The 20532-nt window shown below is 56.7% G+C and carries 16 protein-coding genes; 8 read left to right on the top strand and 8 right to left on the bottom strand.

Annotated features, from left to right (window positions below; genetic code table 11):
* The first annotated feature begins 31 nt into the window (after positions 1–31).
* The 6 genes from AC0J4F_RS18240 (at position 32) to AC0J4F_RS18215 (ending at position 5514) form a co-directional block, all read left to right on the top strand.
* Positions 32–2008 carry a thiamine pyrophosphate-dependent enzyme gene (locus AC0J4F_RS18240; protein WP_473024265.1) on the top strand — a complete coding sequence of 659 codons (1977 nt, stop codon included), beginning with the start codon at positions 32–34 and terminating at the stop codon, positions 2006–2008.
* Positions 2009–2430: 422 nt separating this feature from the next.
* The gene (locus AC0J4F_RS18235) at positions 2431–2604 is read left to right on the top strand and encodes a hypothetical protein (RefSeq protein WP_473024264.1); all 174 of its coding nucleotides are present in this window, start codon (positions 2431–2433) and stop codon (positions 2602–2604) included.
* Complete coding sequence (locus tag AC0J4F_RS18230; protein ID WP_473024263.1) at positions 2601–3668, top strand: Rieske 2Fe-2S domain-containing protein; 1068 nt, start codon at positions 2601–2603, stop codon at positions 3666–3668. The genes AC0J4F_RS18235 and AC0J4F_RS18230 overlap by 4 nt, the downstream gene beginning before the upstream one ends.
* Positions 3665–4426 (top strand): hypothetical protein, encoded by a 762-nt coding sequence (locus AC0J4F_RS18225; RefSeq protein WP_473024262.1) that lies wholly within the window; start codon positions 3665–3667, stop codon positions 4424–4426. The genes AC0J4F_RS18230 and AC0J4F_RS18225 overlap by 4 nt, the downstream gene beginning before the upstream one ends.
* Positions 4423–4671, top strand: a complete 249-nt coding sequence (locus tag AC0J4F_RS18220; RefSeq protein ID WP_473024261.1) for a hypothetical protein — start codon at positions 4423–4425, stop codon at positions 4669–4671. Before AC0J4F_RS18225 ends, AC0J4F_RS18220 begins: the two co-directional genes overlap by 4 nt.
* Before the next feature lie 51 nt (positions 4672–4722).
* Positions 4723–5514 carry a hypothetical protein gene (locus tag AC0J4F_RS18215; protein ID WP_473024260.1) on the top strand — a complete coding sequence of 264 codons (792 nt, stop codon included), beginning with the start codon at positions 4723–4725 and terminating at the stop codon, positions 5512–5514.
* A gap of 161 nt (positions 5515–5675) precedes the next feature.
* Here AC0J4F_RS18215 and AC0J4F_RS18210 read toward each other — a convergent pair whose 3' ends face one another.
* Positions 5676–7085 (bottom strand): nucleotide sugar dehydrogenase, encoded by a 1410-nt coding sequence (locus tag AC0J4F_RS18210; RefSeq protein ID WP_473024259.1) that lies wholly within the window; start codon positions 7083–7085, stop codon positions 5676–5678.
* A 506-nt stretch (positions 7086–7591) separates the two neighbouring features.
* On the opposite strand from AC0J4F_RS18210, the gene AC0J4F_RS18205 reads away from it, so the two are divergent.
* Both AC0J4F_RS18205 and AC0J4F_RS18200 read left to right on the top strand, forming a co-directional pair.
* Positions 7592–8434 carry a hypothetical protein gene (locus AC0J4F_RS18205; RefSeq protein ID WP_473024258.1) on the top strand — a complete coding sequence of 281 codons (843 nt, stop codon included), beginning with the start codon at positions 7592–7594 and terminating at the stop codon, positions 8432–8434.
* 1 nt (position 8435) lies between these two features.
* Positions 8436–9014 carry an NUDIX hydrolase gene (locus tag AC0J4F_RS18200; protein WP_473024257.1) on the top strand — a complete coding sequence of 193 codons (579 nt, stop codon included), beginning with the start codon at positions 8436–8438 and terminating at the stop codon, positions 9012–9014.
* Between the two features lie 33 nt (positions 9015–9047).
* On the opposite strand, the gene AC0J4F_RS18195 is transcribed toward AC0J4F_RS18200, so the two are convergent.
* The 7 genes from AC0J4F_RS18195 to AC0J4F_RS18165 form a co-directional block, all read right to left on the bottom strand.
* Positions 9048–10568: a sigma-54-dependent transcriptional regulator gene (locus AC0J4F_RS18195; RefSeq protein ID WP_473024256.1), complete on the bottom strand. Its 1521-nt coding sequence runs from the start codon at positions 10566–10568 to the stop codon at positions 9048–9050.
* A complete protein-coding gene (locus AC0J4F_RS18190; protein WP_473024255.1) occupies positions 10565–14065 on the bottom strand; it encodes a PAS domain S-box protein in 3501 nt (1166 codons plus the stop codon). The genes AC0J4F_RS18195 and AC0J4F_RS18190 overlap by 4 nt, the downstream gene beginning before the upstream one ends.
* A gap of 133 nt (positions 14066–14198) precedes the next feature.
* Positions 14199–16103: a hypothetical protein gene (locus tag AC0J4F_RS18185; RefSeq protein ID WP_473024254.1), complete on the bottom strand. Its 1905-nt coding sequence runs from the start codon at positions 16101–16103 to the stop codon at positions 14199–14201.
* Between the two features lie 13 nt (positions 16104–16116).
* Positions 16117–17625, bottom strand: coding sequence for an MBOAT family O-acyltransferase (locus tag AC0J4F_RS18180; RefSeq protein WP_473024253.1), 1509 nt, complete (start codon positions 17623–17625; stop codon positions 16117–16119).
* 3 nt (positions 17626–17628) lie between these two features.
* Positions 17629–18855: an SEL1-like repeat protein gene (locus tag AC0J4F_RS18175; protein ID WP_473024252.1), complete on the bottom strand. Its 1227-nt coding sequence runs from the start codon at positions 18853–18855 to the stop codon at positions 17629–17631.
* Positions 18852–19067 carry a hypothetical protein gene (locus tag AC0J4F_RS18170; protein WP_133949920.1) on the bottom strand — a complete coding sequence of 72 codons (216 nt, stop codon included), beginning with the start codon at positions 19065–19067 and terminating at the stop codon, positions 18852–18854. The genes AC0J4F_RS18175 and AC0J4F_RS18170 overlap by 4 nt, the downstream gene beginning before the upstream one ends.
* The gene (locus tag AC0J4F_RS18165) at positions 19060–20352 is read right to left on the bottom strand and encodes a hypothetical protein (RefSeq protein WP_473024251.1); all 1293 of its coding nucleotides are present in this window, start codon (positions 20350–20352) and stop codon (positions 19060–19062) included. Before AC0J4F_RS18165 ends, AC0J4F_RS18170 begins: the two co-directional genes overlap by 8 nt.
* Positions 20353–20532 lie beyond the last annotated feature (180 nt).

The following is a 20532-nucleotide window of genomic DNA, read 5'->3' as shown; positions in this document are numbered from 1 at the left end:
TCCGGGCCGATCAGTTTTGAGGGAGGAATTCATGGACGCTCAAAATCTCGACTGGATCAAGGTCGGCCATGTGAATGATTTGCCGGAGGGGCGCGTCAAGACGGTTACGGCGCGCACCACATCCATTTGCCTGTCGCACTTCGATGGTCAGTGGGCCGCGATGGACAATCACTGTCCGCATCAGCGTGGGCCCCTCGGAGAAGGCTCAATAGAGAAGGGAGTGGATGGCAAGTGCTGGATCCGATGTCCCTGGCACGGATGGGACTTCGACCCGCTGACCGGAAAACCGCCCGGAGGCCACGAAGACAGCGGACAGGAGCTTTATCCCCTCAGGGTCGAAAACGGGGAGATTTTCGTTGGGCTGGAACCAGAGCCGGAGCATGAACGCACCGTGACCGATGTCATGGCAGAGACCATGGTCAATTGGGGTGTGAAACGTATCTTCGGGATGGTCGGTCACTCGAACCTTGGGCTTGCCGATGCCATCCGGCGTCAGGTCAACAAGGGCAAGCTCGGCTATGTCGGGATCCGGCACGAAGGCGCTGCCGCCTTTGCCGCCTCCGCCTATGGCAAGTTGACGGGCAAACCCGCCGCCTGTCTGACGATTGCGGGACCCGGAGCCACCAATCTTCTGACCGGTTTGTGGGACGCCAAGGTGGACCGGGCGCCTGTGCTCGCTTTGACAGGACAGGTGCAAACGCAGGTTTTCGGACCGGGTGCCTTTCAGGATATTGATCTGAAGTCCGCATTTGAGTCCGTATCAAGATTTTCGCAACCGGTTCTTAGCACCTCCAAGCATGCCGAGCTGATGTCCCTGGCGCTGAAAACGGCACTGGTTGAGCGCGATGTTGCCAACCTGATTTTCCCGGATGATGTGCAGACCCTGCCCAGCGCCAAGGAGGCCGGACATCCGCAAGGCCGGTTGAGCCGGATTGAAGTCACGCCGTCGTCCGAAGACCTAGAGGAAGCTCTCAAACTGATCAATGGCGCCAAGCGTCCGGCCATCGTGCTTGGTTACGGGGCGAAGGATGTACGGGACAAGGTCATTGCGCTTGCCGAAAAGATGGATGCGCCGGTGCTGACAACATTCAAGGGTAAAGGCCTCATTCCGGATACCAATCCCTTGTCCGCCGGTGTCCTTGGCCGATCAGGCACACCTATTGCCAGCTGGTTCATGAACGAAGCGGATCTGATTGTCTCTCTTGGGTCCTCGTTTTCAAATCACACAGGAATCGCACCCTACAAGCCGATCATCCAGGTGGACTTCGAGCGGATGCAGCTCGGCAAGTTCCATCCCGTCACGTTGCCCGTCTGGGGAGAGATTGGAACCTTCTGCGACGCTGTGCTGGGACAGGTTCAACGGCCCGCGGATGCACCGGATCAAAAAGCGGAAGTTGCGGAACGCTGGGCTATTTGGCGCGAAGAAAAGGAAAGACGCCTTTCGGAAGAGCGGACAGGGGGGATCCACTCGGCCGCCGTCTTCAAGGCGCTGACGGAGTTGTGCCCGGAAGATGCGATCATTCCGGTGGATGTGGGCAACAACACCTATTCCTTCGGCCGGTATTTTGAGCCACGTGGCCAACGCATCCTGATGTCAGGATATCTAGGTTCGATAGGTTTCAGTCTGCCGGCAGCGCTGGGCGCCTGGTGTGCTACACAGGACTTTGAGGAATACAGGGGCCGCAAGGTCATCTCGATCTCTGGCGACGGCGGGTTCGGCCAGTATGCGATGGAGTTCACCACGGCCGTGAAATACGGCATGAACATCACGCACATCCTTCTCAACAACTCTGAACTCGGTAAGATCTCCAAGGAACAGCGGTCGGGCGAGTGGCCGGTCTGGGAGACGAGCCTCACCAACCCGTCTTTTGCGGCCTTCGCAAGGCTTTGCGGCGGACATGGGAATCGGGTCACGGAAGCCGCAGAGCTCCATGCCGCTATCGCCGAGGCGATCGCTCATGACGGGCCGTCTTTGGTTGAAATCGTGACCGACGCCGATCTTGTGTAAGGCGAGATGAATTAGGTACGGCGTTCTTGGGAAGGATAGAATGCTTAATGGTAATGGACTTGCCGGCACATGCTGTGCCGCCCCGGACTAGATCCGGGGTCTCGGGTTCAGTGCCTGGGGCGGCTTGGGGTCCCGGCTCAAGGCCGGGAAAGCGCTGATTAGCTGGCGCCAAGAAGCGTTAGATACTTGTGTAGGGGGAGAACATTGGAGACAGCTTCATTTCTGATCGAACTGGGCCGTTACTACCTTTATGCGGGTGGGATTGTTGCGGCTTTGTTCCTGGTGATTGGCATTGACCGGATAGAGCCGTCGGCCAACGGCTCTTATGCATTTCGTCCGCTTTTAATCCCCGGCATTTGTCTCATCTGGCCGTTGGTTCTCTATCGGTGGGCTGTTCTGGAAAGGACAAAGGGGGACAAACCATGAAACGGGCCCACCGGACCGCGCACGCCCGGATTTGGACGTTGCTTGGGATCGCACTGCCTCTGGCTTTCTTCACCATCCTTGCCTTGCGGCAAACCCCGCCCGCGGACCGGCCGGCAATCCTGATTGAAGCGCCTGTAAATCAGGCAGCAACCGGGGAGGGGAACCAATGAGTGTTCAGTACACTCCGGTTCTTTGGAACAGGAACAAGCTGGTCTATGACGGCGTGCTGCTGATCGCGGTCGCGCTCTATCTCTATGTCTTTATCCGCTATGCCCCGGCCTTTGAGGATGTGACCAAACCGATTGACGGGGCAACGTTGCGCATGCGCGCCTTCGGCAGCTGCGCGTTCTTGATGCTTACCGTTATCCTGTGCATCGGACCGCTCGCCCGGCTCGACCGGCGCTTCCTGCCGCTTTTATACAATCGGCGGCACTTCGGGGTCATGACGGCCGGGATTGCCGCTGTCCATGCCAATTATGTGCTCGGTTGGTATTTCAATTTCTCGCCGACGGACAAATACGTCGCGTTGCTGTCGTCCAACACCAGTTACGGTCAGATCCTTGGCTTTCCCTTCGAGGCGCTGGGCATTGGGGCGCTGCTGATCTTGTTCGTGCTGGCCGCCACCAGCCATGATTTCTGGCTGAGTTTTCTCGGAGCCCCCCTCTGGAAAGCACTGCACATGTCGATTTACATCGCATACGCCTTTGTCGTGCTGCATGTGGCGCTGGGCGCGCTTCAAGGCCCCGGGGATCCGATACTGACAAGTCTGGTCACGGCGAGTGTTGTGATGGTTTGCGGCCTCCACTTTGCGACCGGGCGGATGGAAGCAGCGCGCGAGCGCGGCGAAGCCACGGCAAAGGCTTCGCTTGAGCAGGCGGGCTGGGTCATTGCCGGCGAGGTAGACGAGATCGATGAGGATTGCGCCAAGGTGGTGACGCTGGACGGCGGCGAGCGTGTCGCGATCTTCAAGTATGACGGCAAGCTGTCTGCGATCACAAATGCCTGCGCCCACCAGAACGGGCCACTCGGGGAGGGAAAGGTCCTGTGGGGCTGCATTACCTGCCCGTGGCATGGATATCAGTACAACCTCGCCGACGGGCGGGCTCCGGAACCGTTTACCGAGAAGATCTCGACCTACCGGCTAAAATTGATTGGATCGACGGTGCTCCTGGATCCGAAAGCCTTGCCGCCCGGAACGCATGTTGAACCGGTCAAACTGGGAGAGGGCGCATGAGCTGGAAACAAACCAAGGACGCGCCGTTTTTCGTTGGCTATCTGAACGCGGTTCCAAAACCGCTCGCCGTGTTCGCTCTGGTCTTTTCACTATGTTTTGCGGGTGGCATGGCGCTGGCCGCCCTGGCGTTGTCCTCAACCCAGAACGATCCGGGCAATGGCGGATTTCAATGGGGGAACCGCTTTGAACAGGCCGGATTGCTTGAAATGAGGCCGTATCCGGTGTTCCGGGTGCCCGGCGACGAGGAGAGCGGGCCGCGGACCTATATGCTGTCCGGTCAGGGAAAACGCGGCGTCTTCGGTCCGGCAGAGGCGAATGCAGGGACACCGGTCACCTTGCGCGGCGTTCCTGTCAATCGAGGCGATCTCACCATGATCCAGGTTGGCAAGGTCGAGGCAACGGAGGGCGGCGCGGGCAACTTTACGCCAAGCGACGGTGTGCCGCTTGGGCGCTGGAAACTCGCTGGAGAGATCTGCGACGGCAAATGCTATGCCGGTGCCATGCGGCCGGGGCAGGGGCTTGCCCACAAGGCCTGTGCCGATCTCTGCATCACCGGAGGCATCCCGCCGGTTTTTATCTCCTCTGGTCCCGTTGAGGGTCGCAATTTTTTCCTGATGGCGGACAAGGATGGCAATCTCTTGGGGGACGAGATCCGGGATCTGCTTGCGCTTTTCATCGAAGTGGAGGGCGAGGTGGAGCGCCTGGACGATCTTCTGGTGTTCAAAGCTGATCTATCAACGGCGAGGATCCTGAAATGAGCGACAATCCCAAACGCCCTTCGGTGCAAACGATCGCGATTGCTCTGGTTCTGACCGGCGCTGTGACAGCTGCCGCCTATTACGCCTGGATCTATGCCAATATCGGCGCGCGCACCTATGCCAGGGGAACCCTTCTCACCGACATGCGGTTCTTCGTAGGGCTTCTAGCTGTCTTCGTTGTGCTGACGTTTGCGGATCGGATCATCGGTTTCATTGCGGCCCGGATCGGGAGGCGAAAGACGTAACTGGAATGATGTTTTTTGCTGTTTAGGATACTGCGTTACTTGGAGAGGCGGATGCGGGCAGGGCTAAAAACGTTGGTCTTTGTTCTGGGGCTATCGCACTGGCATGTACCGTCATCGCAAGCGCAGGACACATTGACGTTCTCTATGGCCCAGAACGCTGCACCGGTTGCACTGGCCGTTCGCATCGTTGAAAGCGCATATGATCAGTTGGGCATTTCAATAACCAAACTGCCCATGGCTCGGTCCCGAAATATCCTTACCGCATCTTCCAATGAGGTAGATGGCATCATCGCCGGGCCAAAACTGTTTGATCAGGAGTTTCCGTTTCTGACGCGGATCGACGTGCCGATCTTGCAGATCGACATCAGGATATTTTCCTGCAATCCCGACTTGTTAGATGGCAATTCCGTCCAGCAAAAACGTTGGGGCCGGATAAACGGCGCGCGGCTACTATCGAAATACACTGAGGGGTATGACGATGTGTGGTTGGGAGACACCTTTCATGAGCTTTTCGGAATGCTCAAATTGGATCGACTGGACGCCGTGATCGGTCCTCAGATTGCCTTGGACATCTATTCCAAACGCGAGGATCGCGGATGCATCGAAGCCGTCGGCGGCTCCTTGGGGCAGGTCGATTTTTTCCATTACCTGCATTCAAAAAACGGCCATTTGGTACCAAGCGTAATGCGCGTTTTGCGAGACATGCAGGATGCCGGGAAAATCAAGGAAATCACTGATGCTTTCTTCGGCCTAAATGCAAGGAAACGCCCTGTGCCGGGTGAACTAGAAGAAATGCCGGATAACCCACCTAGCTCCGATAGTGCGACGCAAGGTTTTAATTGAGATCGCTGCCAATACTATGTGAAAGCAGAATAGTTTATCTAATACGACCATTTCTTCTTTGAGCCAGCGCCTGTGACTGGTTCCTGAATTAATTGAGGTGTCCGCCCCCTCCCATCTCTTAAGATGGGGCCACGGGAGGGAGCGGACGGGAGTGGATGGTCCTACCAGCCGATCCCCGCATAGCGGGAGCATGCCGGCGGTTCAGCGTGCAGGCGGACCAAATCCACCACTGCCGCGTCTTCCTTTTTGGATCTCATCACACTCCGAATGGCCGGACCGTTTTGCGAAACGATGATTGCATCAGCGTCCGCGATGGCCTCTTCCGGGGTCTGTTTCAGGAAGTCGGGCAAGGCATCGACAACAGCTTTGAGATGCGGCGAAGCGTGCTGCATATATTCAAACTGTTGTGCGATATGCGGACCAGGCACGATGGCCGGGTCGTAAGCGGTGACCTCCACGCCTTCAGCGCGCAGGGCCGCAATCACTTCCAGAACCGGGCTTTCGCGCAAGTCGTCCGTGCCCGGCTTGAACGCGACGCCCAGAATGGCGGCTTTCTTGGCACCGGTCTTGCGAACCATCTCGATTGCCTCTTCGACTTGCTGGTCGTTGGTCGGGATCAGCGAGTCGATGAGCGGAACGTTGACGTTCAGCTGTTCTGCAAGATGCGAAACGGCGCGGACTTCCTTCGGCAGGCAAGAGCCGCCAAAGGCAAAACCAGGTTTCAGGTAGTAAGGCGACAAGTTCAGCTTCGTGTCCTGGACGAAGATGTCCATGACCTTGTGACTGTCGATCCCCATCGGCTTGCAAAGGCGGCCAACTTCATTGGCAAAGCTTACCTTCGTGGCATGCCAGACATTGTCGACATATTTTACCAGCTCGGCGACATCGACAGAGGTGACAATCGGGTTGTCGTCAACGGGTGCATAGATCTTTTTCAAGATGTTCGCGGTGCGCTCATCCGTAACACCGATGACTGTTTTTGGCGGTGCATGGAAATCGGCAACAGCCGTACCTTCCCGCAAGAACTCCGGATTGAAACATACGCCGAAGTCCTGTCCGGCCCGCTTGCCGGACACTTCCTCGATGATCGGGGTCATGATCTCGAGTGTCGTTCCCGGAGGAACGGAGCAGCGCAAAACGACGACATGGAATTCGTCCTTGGCCGCGATTGCAGTGCCGATAGACCGGGCAACCGCTTTAATGGCGCGCGTGTCGCAGCCGCCGTCTTCGCTTGTCGGAGTGCCAACGGAGACGAACGTTACGTCTGAGTCCATAACCGCTTGCGCAACATCGGTGGTCGCGGTCAGCAGCTCGTCATTGACACCCGCGGTCAGCAAGTCGCCGAGCTGGTCTTCAACGATCGGGCTCTGGCCCCAGGAGATGGAATCGACTTTCTTGGCATCAATGTCGGCGCCGATGACCTTGTGGCCAAGCGAGCTCAGGCAGGCGAGGGAAACGGCTCCAACATATCCCAGGCCGATGACGCTGATGGTGTCTTTGGTTTCAATGAGGCGCCAGTCAAAAGCGTCGAGAGTTTGAACGGCTTCGAATTTTCCTACATGCATTTTCATTTCACTGCTCCCAGTGTGATGGTCCTGGGACGACAGTTACAAGCGCCGTGCCAAATCGAATTGGCATGGAAAAGATAAGTAAAAACAGTAATTTACAAAAAATCTCACAAAAACTCCGGGTCTGTTGATCTTTCGATTTTGAAAACAAAAATTCAAATTCGGACAAACAAAATTCGGGTTTTCGGAAATACGCAAGTGTGTGGTCAATCCCCCGAATTTCTCAAACCAAGAGCCGATGAAACACTGCCTATATAATAAAGCCTGATAGCCGGATTTTTGGACACACCAAATTTCGTAACAAACAACAGTTCGGATTTCGCGAATTCAAAAAGAACGCTTCCGGAAATCAGAAATGATAAATGGCATATTCGTTATCCGGTAGTTTGAAAATTCAGATAGGTGCCTGTATTTATTCAGTAAATCACCCAACCGGACACGGCCGTTCCATTTGGCAAGCCTGTTGCAAAGCTGTCTGCAACTAAAATTCTCGCAAAGGAGAGGCTGTCATGTTTCCACAAGCGGTATTCGCCCCAGTCGGACAAGTCACCGGCCCCATTGGCTGGACGGACCCGGTCCCGGTAAATGACGTCTATCTGTTCGATCTTGATGCGCTCGTGCCAAGCCCGAAAGGTCAGATGGATCTGGAATTCGCGCGGTACTTGAGCGCATTTGCGCGCAAACGCGCATGCTACATTCTGTCCAACACCAGCATCACGGACATGATGACCCGTATCCCGGCACCGGTCCGCGCTGCATGTGCCGGTCTGTTCGCAGCCGGAGGCACGGAACTCTGGGTCGGTGAAGATCTCGTCGTGCAGCATGAGCATGAGTTTTCCGACGATCTTTATGAGTTCATGGTCAAGGTCGTTCAGAAAAGCACGTACCCGGAAAAACAAGCGCCGATGCTGGAAAGTGGTTCCGCGTCTCTGCGTCTCTGCATCGCGGGTTATCAATCAACGCTTCGCCAGATAAAAGACTATGCCGCATGGGAGGAAGAGCATTCTGAGCTCGCGACCATTACCCATGAATTCAAAGCCCGGTTTCCGGATCACGATGTTTACCGCGACACCGATACAAGCCTGATGATCGTCCCTCGGACGTTTTCATCAGCTCTCGTGGTCAGCCATCTGCTCAAGCGGCACAAGAATGCACGCCTGATCGGCTATGTGACACCGCAAGCCGCCGGATCCTACGCCAGTCCGCTCTGCGATGCTTTTGGCACTGCAGACGTTCTCTCGACAATCAAAGGGCCGGGCGATGTCAGTCAGCTGCTGAGCTATGAGTTCCGCCGTCTCACGCAACAAGAAGCCGCCGTGAATGAGCGGGCCGGCGAACTGGTCGAGGCGTGAGATGGGATTGCCAATCATACCTCTGGAACAGACGTCCTGGACGCTTTTGGGCAGTGAAAAGGTGTTTGAAGCCGGAGATCGGCTGAAAGTCCTTCGACAGACAGTCGAGTTGCCTGATCATACCCGTGTGGAGGATTATTATCAGATAGACCTGCCGACCTATGCGACAGTCTATGCTGTTACGGAGAAAGACGAAGTTCTGCTTCTGGAGCAATACAAGCATGGTGTTGGACATGTGTGTCTGACACTCCCGGGCGGGCAAATTGATCCTGGTGAGAACCCTGAGTTTGCTGCCCGCCGGGAGCTTCTGGAAGAAACGGGCTATGGCGGTGGCCGCTGGACCGCAGGACCGGCCCTGGTGCTTCACGGAAACCAACGGGTCGCGCTCGGACATATCTTTGTCGCCCGCCATGTCATCCAGCTCAGTGATCCATGTCCTGGCGATCTGGAGGAAATGCAACTCAGGCTGCGGTCCCGAAAACGGGTTCAACAAGACCTTTTGAACGGCGCTCTGCCAATTACATCCCACGCAGCCGCGGTCGGGATTGCCGAGACCATGATCAGGGCGAGTGGTGCCTAACAGAAATAGCAAGTGGGCTGTCGGCAGAGGCTGTCAGGAATTGACAGCCATATCGTCCTCGTCCGGTGCGGAGCCGGCAACGCCGGTGTCGTCCCCGTCTTGGGCGGCCCAGATTTCCTTCTTGCGGTAAAGGGTTGAGGGACTGACTTGGAGAATACGTGCGGTTTTCGGCAGGCTTCCTCCGCAAGCGTCAATCGTTGCTTCGATGATGCTGCGTTCAAGCGTTTCGAAGGGTTGACCGAGAGACAATGTAATCTGCGGCCAAACATCGCCCGTGTCGCTGACAACCGTTGCAGCCGGGCTTGCCGCCTGAGGCACACTGAGGGGAACGGCTTGTGCGGGTTTGGGCGCTGAGGGTTGACGTCCCTGAAGCGTTGCCAGCATGTCCACCTCGACAATCGGGCCTTCATTCAAAACAACCAGATTGCGGATCGTGTTTTGCATTTCCCTGACGTTGCCGGGCCAGGGATGGCGCATCAAAAGCTCTTCGGCTTCCACTGAAAAGCCTTCAAACGTCTTGCCTTCTTCGTTGCCGAACTTGGTTAGAAAATGCCGGGCTAGTTCCAAAATGTCGGCGCCGCGAGCGCGTAAGGGTGGCAGTCCGATAGGCAGGACATGAAGACGGTAATAGAGGTCTTCGCGGAAGCGGCCAGCTTCGACTTCTTCCTGCGGATCCCGGTTCGTCGCGCAGACGATGCGCACATCGACTTTGGTCAGCTTGTCGCTGCCAACTTTCTGGACTGTGCCGCTTTGCAGAAAACGCAGCAATTTGGCCTGCAGGCTCAGTTCCAATTCACAAATTTCGTCGAGGAAAAGGGTGCCGCCGTCCGCGCGGGCAGCCGCTCCATCCCGATCCCCCGTCGCCCCGGTAAAAGCGCCTTTCACGTGGCCGAAAATCTCAGATTCGATCAGATCTTTCGGAATGGCCGCGCAATTGAGCGGCACAAATGGTTTTTTTGCGCGGGGGCTGGATTTGTGGATGGCTTCTGCGCAGACCTCCTTGCCGGTGCCGCTTTCTCCTGTGATGAAGACAGACGCATTGGATCGGGCGACGCTTTCGATCATTTTGTAGACAGCGGTCATGGGCAGGGACGAGCCGACAAAGCCGTGATTGGCTTTCCCGCCGGACGGTTTTCTGACCTCTGCAACGACTTCGGTGAGGGTTTCACGCTCCAGCGCGTTACGGGTCGTTGTGATCAGGCGCTCTTCGGCAACCGGTTTGACGATGAAGTCGTAGGCGCCGGCCTGCATGGCGTCGACCGCCGTCTTGATGGATCCGGAGCTGGTTACAACCACGACCGTCACCGGCAACTGTTCCTCCCGAACGGTCGCCAGGACTTCAAGGCCATTCATGTCGGGCAGTTGCAGATCGAGAAGTACGACGCTGATGCCGCCCTTGCGGATCTTGGAAAGGGCCGCTTGACCGGTTTCCACATGGGTCGTTTCTATCCCGGCACGGGACAGATGGTGCTCATAAACGGTTGCAAGAGACAGCGTGTCTTCGACAATCAGAACTTTCAAATCAATTCCCTCAAAGTCTTGCGGAGCTATCATGGATCAGAGGTCAAGTTGATCCCCATCTCGCCCGCCAAAGCTTTCACATCTGCTAACGTATCGTCACTTATTGATTGGAGTTCGTCCACCCGTGTAAGGGCCGCAGCTGTTTTTTCTTCGCGGACCAGAGTGTTGATTTCCGCCGCAATCGTGGTCAATCGCGTTGCTCCAAAGGTGCCCGCAACACTTTTCAGGGCGTGTGTGGCGCGTTCCAACTGGGTGAAATCATGCGTTTGAGCCGCAAGGCGTGCCGCTTCGCTTTTCTCACGAGTGTCGGCTTCGAATTGATTTAGGAGCTTTTCCTGTAATTCCGGTGGCATGTCCGCGAGGAGGGTGCGGGCTTCGCCGAGTTCCAGAGACGCATCCTGCGGCGCGGCATGGTCCAGCTTGGGAGCATGGTGTCGGACATTGCGGGCAATGCACGCCAAAAGATCCTGCTTCTCTACAGGCTTTGACAGGAAATCGGACATGCCGGCTGCGAGGAACCGTTCTCTATCGCCGCGCAAGGCATAAGCGGTTAGGGCAATGATGGGCGTTTTTGCGTTCCGCCGCCCGTTTTGAATGTGTTGAGCAGCTTCGAGGCCATCCATTTCAGGCATCGAGATATCCATCAAGATGCAGTCATAATCGCGGTTCTGGGCAGCGATGACCGCCTCCTTGCCGTTGTTGGCAATATCAATGTCACAGCCAGCTCGTTCAAGCGCGTGCGAGACCACGATCTGATTGGTCGCGTTGTCTTCGGCAACCAAGACGGTCAAACCGTCTGGAATGTGTTCCTCCAGCATGGCGACTTCAGGTTCGGGCAACTCGATAGCATCGTCGGCACGCTCAAGAGGAACGCAGAAATGGAAGGTGCTGCCCGCGCCGGGCAGGCTCTCCACGTGGATCTCCCCGTCCATCAAGTTGGAGAGGCGTTTGCTGATGGCCAGCCCAAGCCCCGTGCCACCCTGCTTTTTGGTATAGCTCGTGTCGACTGTGACGAAATCTCCGAACAGTGTCTGGTGCTTGTCCTTTGCGATACCAATGCCCGTATCCTTGACGGTAAAACGGAACACAGGCTGAACCGGATCGTCCTTGTCGAGGGAAACGCTGATATCGATTGACCCGATTTCGGTAAACTTGACCGCATTGGACACCAGGTTCAGCAACACTTGCCGCAACCGGCCTGAATCACCGCTTACCACCTGTGGAACGTTGGCCGGATAGTTCAGGTCAATTGTCAGCCCCTTTTCCTGGGCAATCGGCATGAACAAGTCGGCAATGCTCTTAACGACGGTCTTGAGCCGGAAGGGCGCTTTTTCGAGCTCGGTCCGTCCTGCTTCAAGTTTGGAGAAGTCCAAAATATCGTTGATGAGTTCCAGCAAGGAGCGACCCGATTCACGGGCCGTTTTCACATATGCTTTTTGGCCGGGGTCAAGATCGGTATCCCGTAGCAAGCTCAAGATACCCAACACCCCGTTCATTGGGGTGCGGATTTCGTGGCTCATCATGGCGAGGAATTGTGCCTTGGCCTCGTTCGCGGCTTCTGCCTTTTCCTTGGCAATCCGAAGGGCCTCTTCAGCGGCTTTGCGTTCCGTGATGTCTCGGACATAGCCGAGGAACAGTGGTCCCTTCTCACCGCGCGTGTGGCGGATTGCGAGTTCCACGATGATCTCATGTCCTTCCTTGTGAAGGCCCTCGATCTCGATCCGCTTTCCGAGAACCGGCCCTTCTCCGGTTTTCAGGAACTTCTCCAGACCGGCATCGTGCATTGCGCGGTATTTGTCGGGAATGATGTAGTCGGACATTTTTTGCCCAACGAGTTCAGTGGCAGTCCAGCCAAACACCTCTTCGGCGGCTGGACTGAAGTCGAGAACGGTTCCGCTGCCATCCATGACGATGATGCCGTCGAAGGAGGCGGAGACCACATTGCGCAACAGGCCCTGGCTGCTGACCAGTTCCTGTTCGCGTTTTTTAAGTTCCGTGATGTCGACACGGAAACCGACCATGCCGCCTTCGCTTGTCCGCGATTCAATCACGCGCAACCACCGACCGTCGTCCAAATGCTGTTCCATGGGAGCACCCGGGTTTCGGTGGTTCTGCATCCGCAATTCAATCCAGTCCTCCAGGACTTGTCCCGAGACTTGATATTGGCCGCGTTGCGCGCCTTCCCGGATGATTTCTTCGAACGTTCGGCCAGGCCGGATCAGATCGGCGCTGCTGCTGTAGAACTCCTTGTACTTGCTATTGCACAGAACCAGCCGGTCTTCGGCGTCATAGAGAACAAAGCCGTCGGGTAGTGACTCAATGGCATCCACGAGGCGGGTTTCTGCTTGCTGCAATTTCGCAGCCGCGGCTTTTTGCTCGGTGAGGTCGCGCAAGATTGCGGTGTAGGTGTCCTGGCCCTCGACGATGGTTTTGGAAAGAGACAGTTCGACAGGATAGAGACTTCCGTCAAAACGGCGGCCTGTGACTTCAAAGCGGTTCTTGTCTGTTGCAAGAGGCGCAGACTTTCCCGAGCAACACGCGAAGGGCAGGACATGTGCATCTTCTTCTGGAAGAATGTCGCAGATCCGTTTGCCGGACAGATCTTCTAAAGATTTAACACCGAACATTTGCAGCGCCGCCGGATTGGCACTCAAGAGATCGCCGGATGGAGACAACGTCACAACACCATCCAGCATCGTTTCCAAGACGGCATTGACTTGCGCTTCGCCGGTTTCGGCGCGGATGATGGCCGCTTCAAGGGCGGCATTTTTTTCCCGCTCCGCATCGGCAAGATCATGCACACGCGTCAGAGCTTTCTGGCGCTGTGACGAAAGCACAAAAGTCAATGCAGCTGCCGCCAGAAAGGCGATGCCCAACATCACGATCAGGCTGTTGATCGATGTCAGGCTGCCGCCGTAAAGCGCGCTCGCCGGGAGCACGACTTCCTGAATGCCACGAATGTCACCAACTTCCCAATCGGTCTTGGGTGAGTCTGGATGTGTGTTGTGGCAAGCGACACAGCTTCCTTCCATACGAACGGCGGTGGCGCTGCGGAAAACGTTACCATCTTCGCGCTGTTCAAGCCGTTGAAACGGCTGTTCCGGGTTCGCTACCAGGGCTGTCAGAGCTTCACGCTCGAAATCATCGATTTCCCGGTCATGGCGCCAGGGCCAGGGATGATTGGATAACATCCGGATCCGGCTCTTCGCACCAAGAAGCGCCAGTTCATTTTCCAGCGCCAACGTCATGGAGACGGGAGCAGGAATTGTCAGTTCGTTCCCATGATAGTCATGACTAACGGTGACATCTTGGGAAGAGTAGAGTTTGTCGACCACTTCGCGTGAATAAAAAGAGCGGGTCGCGGTCAGCAGTTCATTCTGCGCTTGGGCGGCTGCGGAAAGATCGGCGGTACGCGCCTTTTGGCCAAAGTCGACCGCGATGACGTATGCCGAAATTGCAGATGCACATATGAATACGAGGACCAGCCAGAAAGTGGCGTCCTGCGCGACATCAGATATCCACTTCCGCATGGATTTGTCCCTGGCTGGTGCGTTTTGCGAATTCAAAACACTTCGGCTGTTCCCTGTGGGTAGTTTGGCCATAGGATGTAAAATTTCACTTTATAGAAAAACGTAGGATTCAGGTCTTGGTTGCAGCCGGGCTTTAATCCGGCTGCAATTTGAAGAACGGATTATCTCCCATGAAGGCCTGCCAGCTTTTATAAGTGTAAGTGCGGTGCGGCTCGCAGCTGTCTGTGCAACTGTGAACTTTGAGCGTGAGCTGGAAGTCCGCGTCAGGATCAAAGAGGTTTGCATAGGCGAAGACCGTATCGGCCGACTGAACGCCGGGGACTGGCCCCGCAAATCGTTTCTTGAACGCTTCAGACGGTATGGAAGACCAGCCGCCTGCCGGGAACCAGCGGGGCCCGATCGGTCCGGCGCCATCCAGATCACGCGGGGTTTCAGCACCGAATGTGAGCAGGAAGTCTTCCCGGCTTTTGAGCGCGGCCACATGGTCGCTGGTCATCAGATCCGGGAATTCGGCTGCACTCAGCAGCGATATCCCGGCATGACCTGTATCTTCGTAACGCTCGCCGGCACGTTTTGACGGTGAGCCGTCACGGTCTTCAAAAGCCGCCTTTGGCCAGTAGCGGAAAAGGGCGCCATTTTCGTCCGCACTCCATTCGTCATAAAAACCTTCCATAATGGATGTGCTTCGGGCTGTGAGGGCAGGATCTGGAAGGTCCTTCAGCAATCCGGCCATTGTCACCTGCCAGTTCCAGGGAGCAATGCTGCCCTTGAACCTGAAGTCGATGTCTCCGTTGATCCGGTAGAGCCCGGCGCCCACGTCGAAATCCGGTTCGTATGTATTAGCAAGGCAGGCCTGTGTTTCGGCAATCTTGCCTGCCAGATCCTCCGTGCATCCTTCGCCAAGGATTTTGCATGCATTTGCAAGACTGTTGGCAATCATCGCCTGATTGATCATCAGGGTCATCCGATCGTCGGTGTTCGTCGCGTAGATCGTTGAACTCCAGCCACAAGAAGGGTTTTGATCTGTGGTACGTCCGTTGACGCCGTCCTGAGCGGCAAGGGTGAGGCGGATCGACTTGCGGGCAAGCGCCGCAAAGACAGGATCTCCGGTTTTTTCGTAAAGGGCGGCGAGGGCCCGAAGCCGGTAACTCTGGTTCCAGCTTTGCAATCCTTCTGCATCCGATGAGCAGGCCCGCACCTCACCGGTCTGAGCGGCAAGCAGCCCGGTGGATGCGTAGTAGAAGTTCATACCGGCAGGCGAACCAGAGACTGTCAGAACGGCTTCCCCGTCAGGACGGTCTGTGCGTGGAAGCGTCATGAAGGCCGCGGTTTCGCTTGTCATGACGGGCGCTTCAATGGACCCTGTGGTAATGTCTATCCGATAGATCCCGGCGGTATCCGTGTCTTCGCATTCCATGCGGGCCCAGAGCACATCGCCTCGAACCACGACGCGTTCGGGCGCGCAGCCAGCGAAATCCAGCAGAACCTCCGGCTCCGCTGATATGTGGCCATCGGTGTCACGTTTATGACGGATGAGCTGCGCCGGTTCGCCTTGCCGGGTGACCAGCAAAAGCGCCTGGTCCTCGGTAAAGCGCAACAGTTTCGCGAGTGTGCCGCGCTTGAATGTGAGCCTAACCACGCCGTCCTGAAGCAGTTCGGTCTGCTTGTCGCCGGTTTTCCAGGTTCGCATGTGGACCAATGATCCATCGCGGGCGAGGCGAATGGTGCCAAGGCGCGCGCCATCCTGATCAGGGCCACCGAGCTCCCGGATCATGCCATCCACCGAGACGGTCGGTTTGTCATCGCCAGGGGTCTTCGCGACCACCAGAAGGTTGGACCCGGCCTTCGATACGGTTTCAAGGCACTGGCCGGTCACGCCCTTGCGGGTCACATCTCCGCTTTTCAGATCCACTTCGAGGCCTTGAGCAGGGAGAACAAGAAGGGAGTTTTGAGCCGCAGCCTCCGGTGCGGCCCAAGTTATTGGTGATCCGGCACAAAGGGCCGTTGAGAAGGCGAGTGTCAGAAAAAGCGAGCGCATCAGCTGTCTCCGCTCAGAAGTTGAAGTAGATGAACTCGGTCATTTCTGCGAGCCGGTAGGTCTGGATCAGCGCCATTCCGAACAGGACCGAGACACCAAGGGCCCAGCCTGTGGTTGGCTGCCAGCGCACCGGCAGGAACCCTTCAGAACGGCGCTGTGCCACCAGCTTCTTCAAGCCAAGCACCGGGTTGTACTTCTCGGTGAACTCGATGGCGTTCGGCAGAAGGAAGACGATAGCGGCAAGAGCAACCATCATGGCCCAGACCTGCATGGTTCCGCTCAAGGCGCCTTCCCAAAGCTTCGGCTCATAGACCGTGGAAAAGCCGGTCATGCCGTGGATGATGTTGCTTGCGCCGGTGAAGCTTTCGGCACGGAAGAACACCCAGGCAACAACAACGGCAAGGAGTGTGACGCCGCGGCTCAGAAAGTTGCCGACCGGACGGGGCAGGATGTTCGGCACATAGCCTTTCTTTGACAGGGCATCCCAGCCGTGATTGATCGCAAGATATGCGCCGTGCAGACCGCCCCAGAAGACGAAGGTCCAGCTTGCTCCGTGCCACAGACCGCCAAGAAGCATGGTGATCATGAGGTTGGAATAGCGGCGGATCGGGCCACTGCGGTTGCCGCCCAGCGGGATGTAGAGATAATCCCGCAGGAAGTGCGACAGCGTGATGTGCCAGCGGCGCCAGAAGTCGGAAATGCTGGTTGCCTTGTAAGGCGAGTTGAAGTTGACGGGCAGGCGGATGCCGAACAGGCGGGCGAGTCCAAGCGCCATGTCGCAGTAGCCGGAGAAATCGAAGTAGAGCTGGAAGGTATAGGCAAGCGCGCCGATCCAGGCAGCTTCAAGCGGAACGCCGTTGGTGGCCTCGGCAAGGGAGAAGACCTGGTTGGCATACGGTGCGATGCCGTCCGCCAGTACGATCTTTTTGAAGAGACCGATCGCAAACAGTGTGCCGCCAATTGCCAGGTTGAGTGCCAATTTGTTGCGGAACACCGGCAGCTTGAACTGCGGAATGGTTTCCTTCTGCATGACGATCGGACCAGCGATCAACTGTGGGAAGAACACCACGAACAGCATGTAGCGGCCGAAGTCGCACTTGATGATATCGCCCTTGTAGGTATCGATCAGGAACGAGATCTGCTGGAACGTGAAGAACGAGATCGCCAGAGGCAGGACCAGGTTCAGCATCGGGATGTCCGTACCGGCCACCAGGTTCGCATTGCCGATAAAGAAGTCGGCATATTTGAAGACGGCAATCAGCGCGAGATTGAAGACGATACCCGTGATCAGGATGAACTTGTCGCGAACCTGCCGGAGCACCCGGTGAAAACCGTAGTTGATCACGACGGAGCCCAAAAGAAGGGGTAGATAAACCGGGGTCCACCAGGCGTAGAACACCAGCGACGCAATGGTCAGCCACCAGATGATGCCGTTTTCCCAGCCCCAATGACGGAGCACGAGGTAACCGATGAGGACCGGCGGCAGGAACAGGTAGATGAATTCCAGGGAACTGAAAACCATGACTCAGCCCTCCTTGTTGCTGGTGTCTTGCGGAGCGGTCCGCAGAAGAATGGTGAGATTTGCTTCGTCTGTTTTCTGAAGCTCTTCGAGCAAAGTGGCGCTGCCCTGGTGGCCACGGTCGGCGCCTTTTCGGGCCAGTTCGAACGCCTTGGTCCGGTCCTGCTCCACGAGCTTGCCTTTCGCATAAAGACGGCCCAGCTCTTCCATGGCACCCGGGTGGCCAGCAGCTACTCCGCGCTCTAGGAGCTCGATAGCTGCATCGGCAGCGAGGCCGTGTTTTTCCTTCAAATGCAGGCGGGCAAGGCCGGTGAGAGCCCCGCCGTGTTCCGCTTTTGCAGCAAGGCGAAGCCATTTCAGCGCTTCTTGAACAGTGTCCTTGTCGTCAGAGGTTGCCAGCAGCATCAGCGCCAGATCATGCATGGCGCCAGCATCGCCGAGGTCGGCAGAGCGCAGGAACCAGTCGCGGGCAAGTGCCCGGTCGGCCGTCATGAATTCACCGTCCCGGTAGAGCCTGCCCAACGTCTTGGCCGAGCTTGCAGAACCGTCTCGGGCTTTCTTTTCAAGACCGGAAATGGCGCGCTCAGCCCAAAACAGAGCCTGTTCGGGGTTGGGGGTGGAGCCGTAACGGCCGTTCAAAAGGATCCGGGCGTAGTTGATGGTTGATGACGGATATCCGGCAATCGCTGCTTTCTCGTAATGATGAAAGGCGAGGGTCAGATCGCGCTCTGTTCCGATGCCGCGCTCATGGTGCTTTGCAAGTTGAACGTGCGCTTTCGGGTAATCCCAACCAAGGGCTTTTTGGAACCACTGCAAGGCGATTTCCGCACACCGTTCGCCGGATGAGCGCTGGAACAGGCGGCCGAGCTCATAAGCTGTTTCGCCGCGATAGGCGAAGGAGTAGCGCACGGCTTCCATGAAGATCAGGCGTGCTTGGTCAAGGTCCGCGTCAACGCCCCAGCCGTTCTTGTAGGCCCGGCCCAGGTGATAAAGGGCAACCGGATGACCATCGCTGGCAAGCTGGGTCAGGAGATCGGCGGCAGCTTCCCAGCGGCCGACTTTCTGAAGACCGCGGGCCTGTTTGATCATCTCCTCGATCGTGGGATCGATCCGCTCAGCCTTTGCTGTCGGGCGAACTGCATCGCCGGAGAGTGCGACAGCACCCGCTCCACCGATAATCGCGGCGACAATGGCTGCTTTTAGAATGTTTCGGTTCAATGGCTTGCGGGTCATTTCAGCAACTCCATTTCAAAGACCGGCTGTTCTCCTTCGGTCGACGTTTGCCGGTACATGGGCTCAGCATGATCAAACAGCCAATCAATGCGGTTCGGTTCCACTGCAGTGGTTACAGGCATCGGGGTGAAGCTTGAGGCGGCGATGGCGCCAATCACGAAACCGGTTACGCAGATCAGGGCTTCTTCCAGGGTCTTGTTCGACTTAGCCATTGATTTGCCTCCAGATCCTGCAGGATGTGCCCTCAATCAGTTGAAGGGGGCCTTCGTTGTGGGTTTGGGTGATGTCGTCTGCACGCACCGGGCAGGCGATATCAGCCCGGCGGTCCATCGCCGTCTTGACCCGTGCCTTATCGCCATCGATGACTTGCAAGAGTTCGCCTACGATTTTGCGGGCCGGGTTGGACCCAAAGTGATAGGCGTCGGTGAAATTCTTTAGATCCCGGGTAAATCCGGTGTCGAAATCCATGTCTACGATGGGTGCAAGTTTTGAGAGCCGGTCACGGAACTTGTGGTTTGCGGCAGCAAGTCCGAAGTCATTGATGCGTTGCTGCATCTCGGAGATCGTCGGTGGAATGAAGAAGATGAGCTCGACTTCGTTTTCGTCGCACCAGGCGGCGATCTCTTCGACCATCGCCCACAGGTCTTCTGATTGCTTGAACCGCCGCCAGTCAGCTGCACCATTGGTGCCAACCTGCTTGGCGAACAGAGACGGGAGATCCCGGTCAATTGCAATGTCCGGCCAGTAGCGTGCCCAGTGGCCCAGACCGAGTCGCCGGCCGTGATAAACAGCCGGCAGGATCAATGTGCCGTTCGGTGTCTGCAAGATGCACTCGTCGCATAAAGCAGGATCTAGCAGTGCGTCGACGGAGAGCGTTTCAAGACCGCTGAGTTCAGCAGCCTTCGCTTCAGAAATGGGGGACAGCGCCAGCTTCTCGACCGCTTCGAAGACCTGCGGGTAGCGGTCCTGCAAAAGCGCCCAACCGATCTTGGCAACAAACCAGTTCGTGTAATAGCCGAACGGATCATTTGCGAGCGAGATCGCTTCCGGTACGCGGTTCATGCCGCCCTTGAACCGGGCATCCATGGACCGGAGCGGTAGGCTGACGATCAATGTTTCCAGTTCCGCGTTTTCCTTCAGATATTGGAAGGTGTCGTAGATCTCGAAAACGGTCGCCCCGCCATAGGCGAAATTGTAGACGTCGTCGCGGCCGAGCTCCTGCCAGTACTTGTCCTGAAGCGCACGCGCGCGGCTGTCACCCAGAACAACCGTCGGCGCCTTGATGCGCGGATACTCGATCATCTTGTAGAGCGGATAATGCGCCTTGACGCTGATTTCCGTTTTGTCGAGACCGAGATCGACGATTTGGTTGTGGTTGTAAGCGTCAACCACACCGTTGAACGCAACCGGGGCCAGAGCGAGGCACGCGGTCAGAGTCAATGCAGCAGTGTAGAGTTTCGGTTTCAGCTTCATAGCTGTGGCCCTCGTTTGATCCATTTGGCTGGATCCTTTCAAGAGCTGGGCCAATTCATTTTTGATTTAAATATGTAACAAAAACAGAAACTTGTGGTGATTTTGCATTTTTGGAAACAGGTAGGGCTTAGCAATTGTGCAAGACCGGTTTTGCAAATTGAAAAGGTCTCTGAGTGCGTTGGAGTCCTGGGTGTCGAATACCCT

This window comes from Roseibium sp. R5 (genome assembly GCF_055755305.1).
Note: the sequence above shows the minus strand (reverse complement) of the source record. Positions and strands in the feature narration are given on the sequence as shown.

Bases quoted from the DNA above. Each gene is read 5' to 3' on its own strand.
- AC0J4F_RS18185 (WP_473024254.1), bottom strand. From the start codon at position 16,103: ATGCGCTCGCTTTTTCTGACACTCGCCTTCTCAACGGCCCTTTGTGCC.
- AC0J4F_RS18220 (WP_473024261.1), top strand. From the start codon at position 4,423: ATGAGCGACAATCCCAAACGCCCTTCGGTGCAAACGATCGCGATTGCT.
- AC0J4F_RS18205 (WP_473024258.1), top strand. From the start codon at position 7,592: ATGTTTCCACAAGCGGTATTCGCCCCAGTCGGACAAGTCACCGGCCCC.
- AC0J4F_RS18210 (WP_473024259.1), bottom strand. From the start codon at position 7,085: ATGAAAATGCATGTAGGAAAATTCGAAGCCGTTCAAACTCTCGACGCT.
- AC0J4F_RS18195 (WP_473024256.1), bottom strand. From the start codon at position 10,568: ATGATAGCTCCGCAAGACTTTGAGGGAATTGATTTGAAAGTTCTGATT.
- AC0J4F_RS18175 (WP_473024252.1), bottom strand. From the start codon at position 18,855: ATGACCCGCAAGCCATTGAACCGAAACATTCTAAAAGCAGCCATTGTC.
- AC0J4F_RS18200 (WP_473024257.1), top strand. From the start codon at position 8,436: ATGGGATTGCCAATCATACCTCTGGAACAGACGTCCTGGACGCTTTTG.
- AC0J4F_RS18225 (WP_473024262.1), top strand. From the start codon at position 3,665: ATGAGCTGGAAACAAACCAAGGACGCGCCGTTTTTCGTTGGCTATCTG.
- AC0J4F_RS18190 (WP_473024255.1), bottom strand. From the start codon at position 14,065: ATGCGGAAGTGGATATCTGATGTCGCGCAGGACGCCACTTTCTGGCTG.
- AC0J4F_RS18215 (WP_473024260.1), top strand. From the start codon at position 4,723: ATGCGGGCAGGGCTAAAAACGTTGGTCTTTGTTCTGGGGCTATCGCAC.
- AC0J4F_RS18165 (WP_473024251.1), bottom strand. From the start codon at position 20,352: ATGGATCAAACGAGGGCCACAGCTATGAAGCTGAAACCGAAACTCTAC.
- AC0J4F_RS18170 (WP_133949920.1), bottom strand. From the start codon at position 19,067: ATGGCTAAGTCGAACAAGACCCTGGAAGAAGCCCTGATCTGCGTAACC.
- AC0J4F_RS18230 (WP_473024263.1), top strand. From the start codon at position 2,601: ATGAGTGTTCAGTACACTCCGGTTCTTTGGAACAGGAACAAGCTGGTC.
- AC0J4F_RS18235 (WP_473024264.1), top strand. From the start codon at position 2,431: ATGAAACGGGCCCACCGGACCGCGCACGCCCGGATTTGGACGTTGCTT.
- AC0J4F_RS18180 (WP_473024253.1), bottom strand. From the start codon at position 17,625: ATGGTTTTCAGTTCCCTGGAATTCATCTACCTGTTCCTGCCGCCGGTC.
- AC0J4F_RS18240 (WP_473024265.1), top strand. From the start codon at position 32: ATGGACGCTCAAAATCTCGACTGGATCAAGGTCGGCCATGTGAATGAT.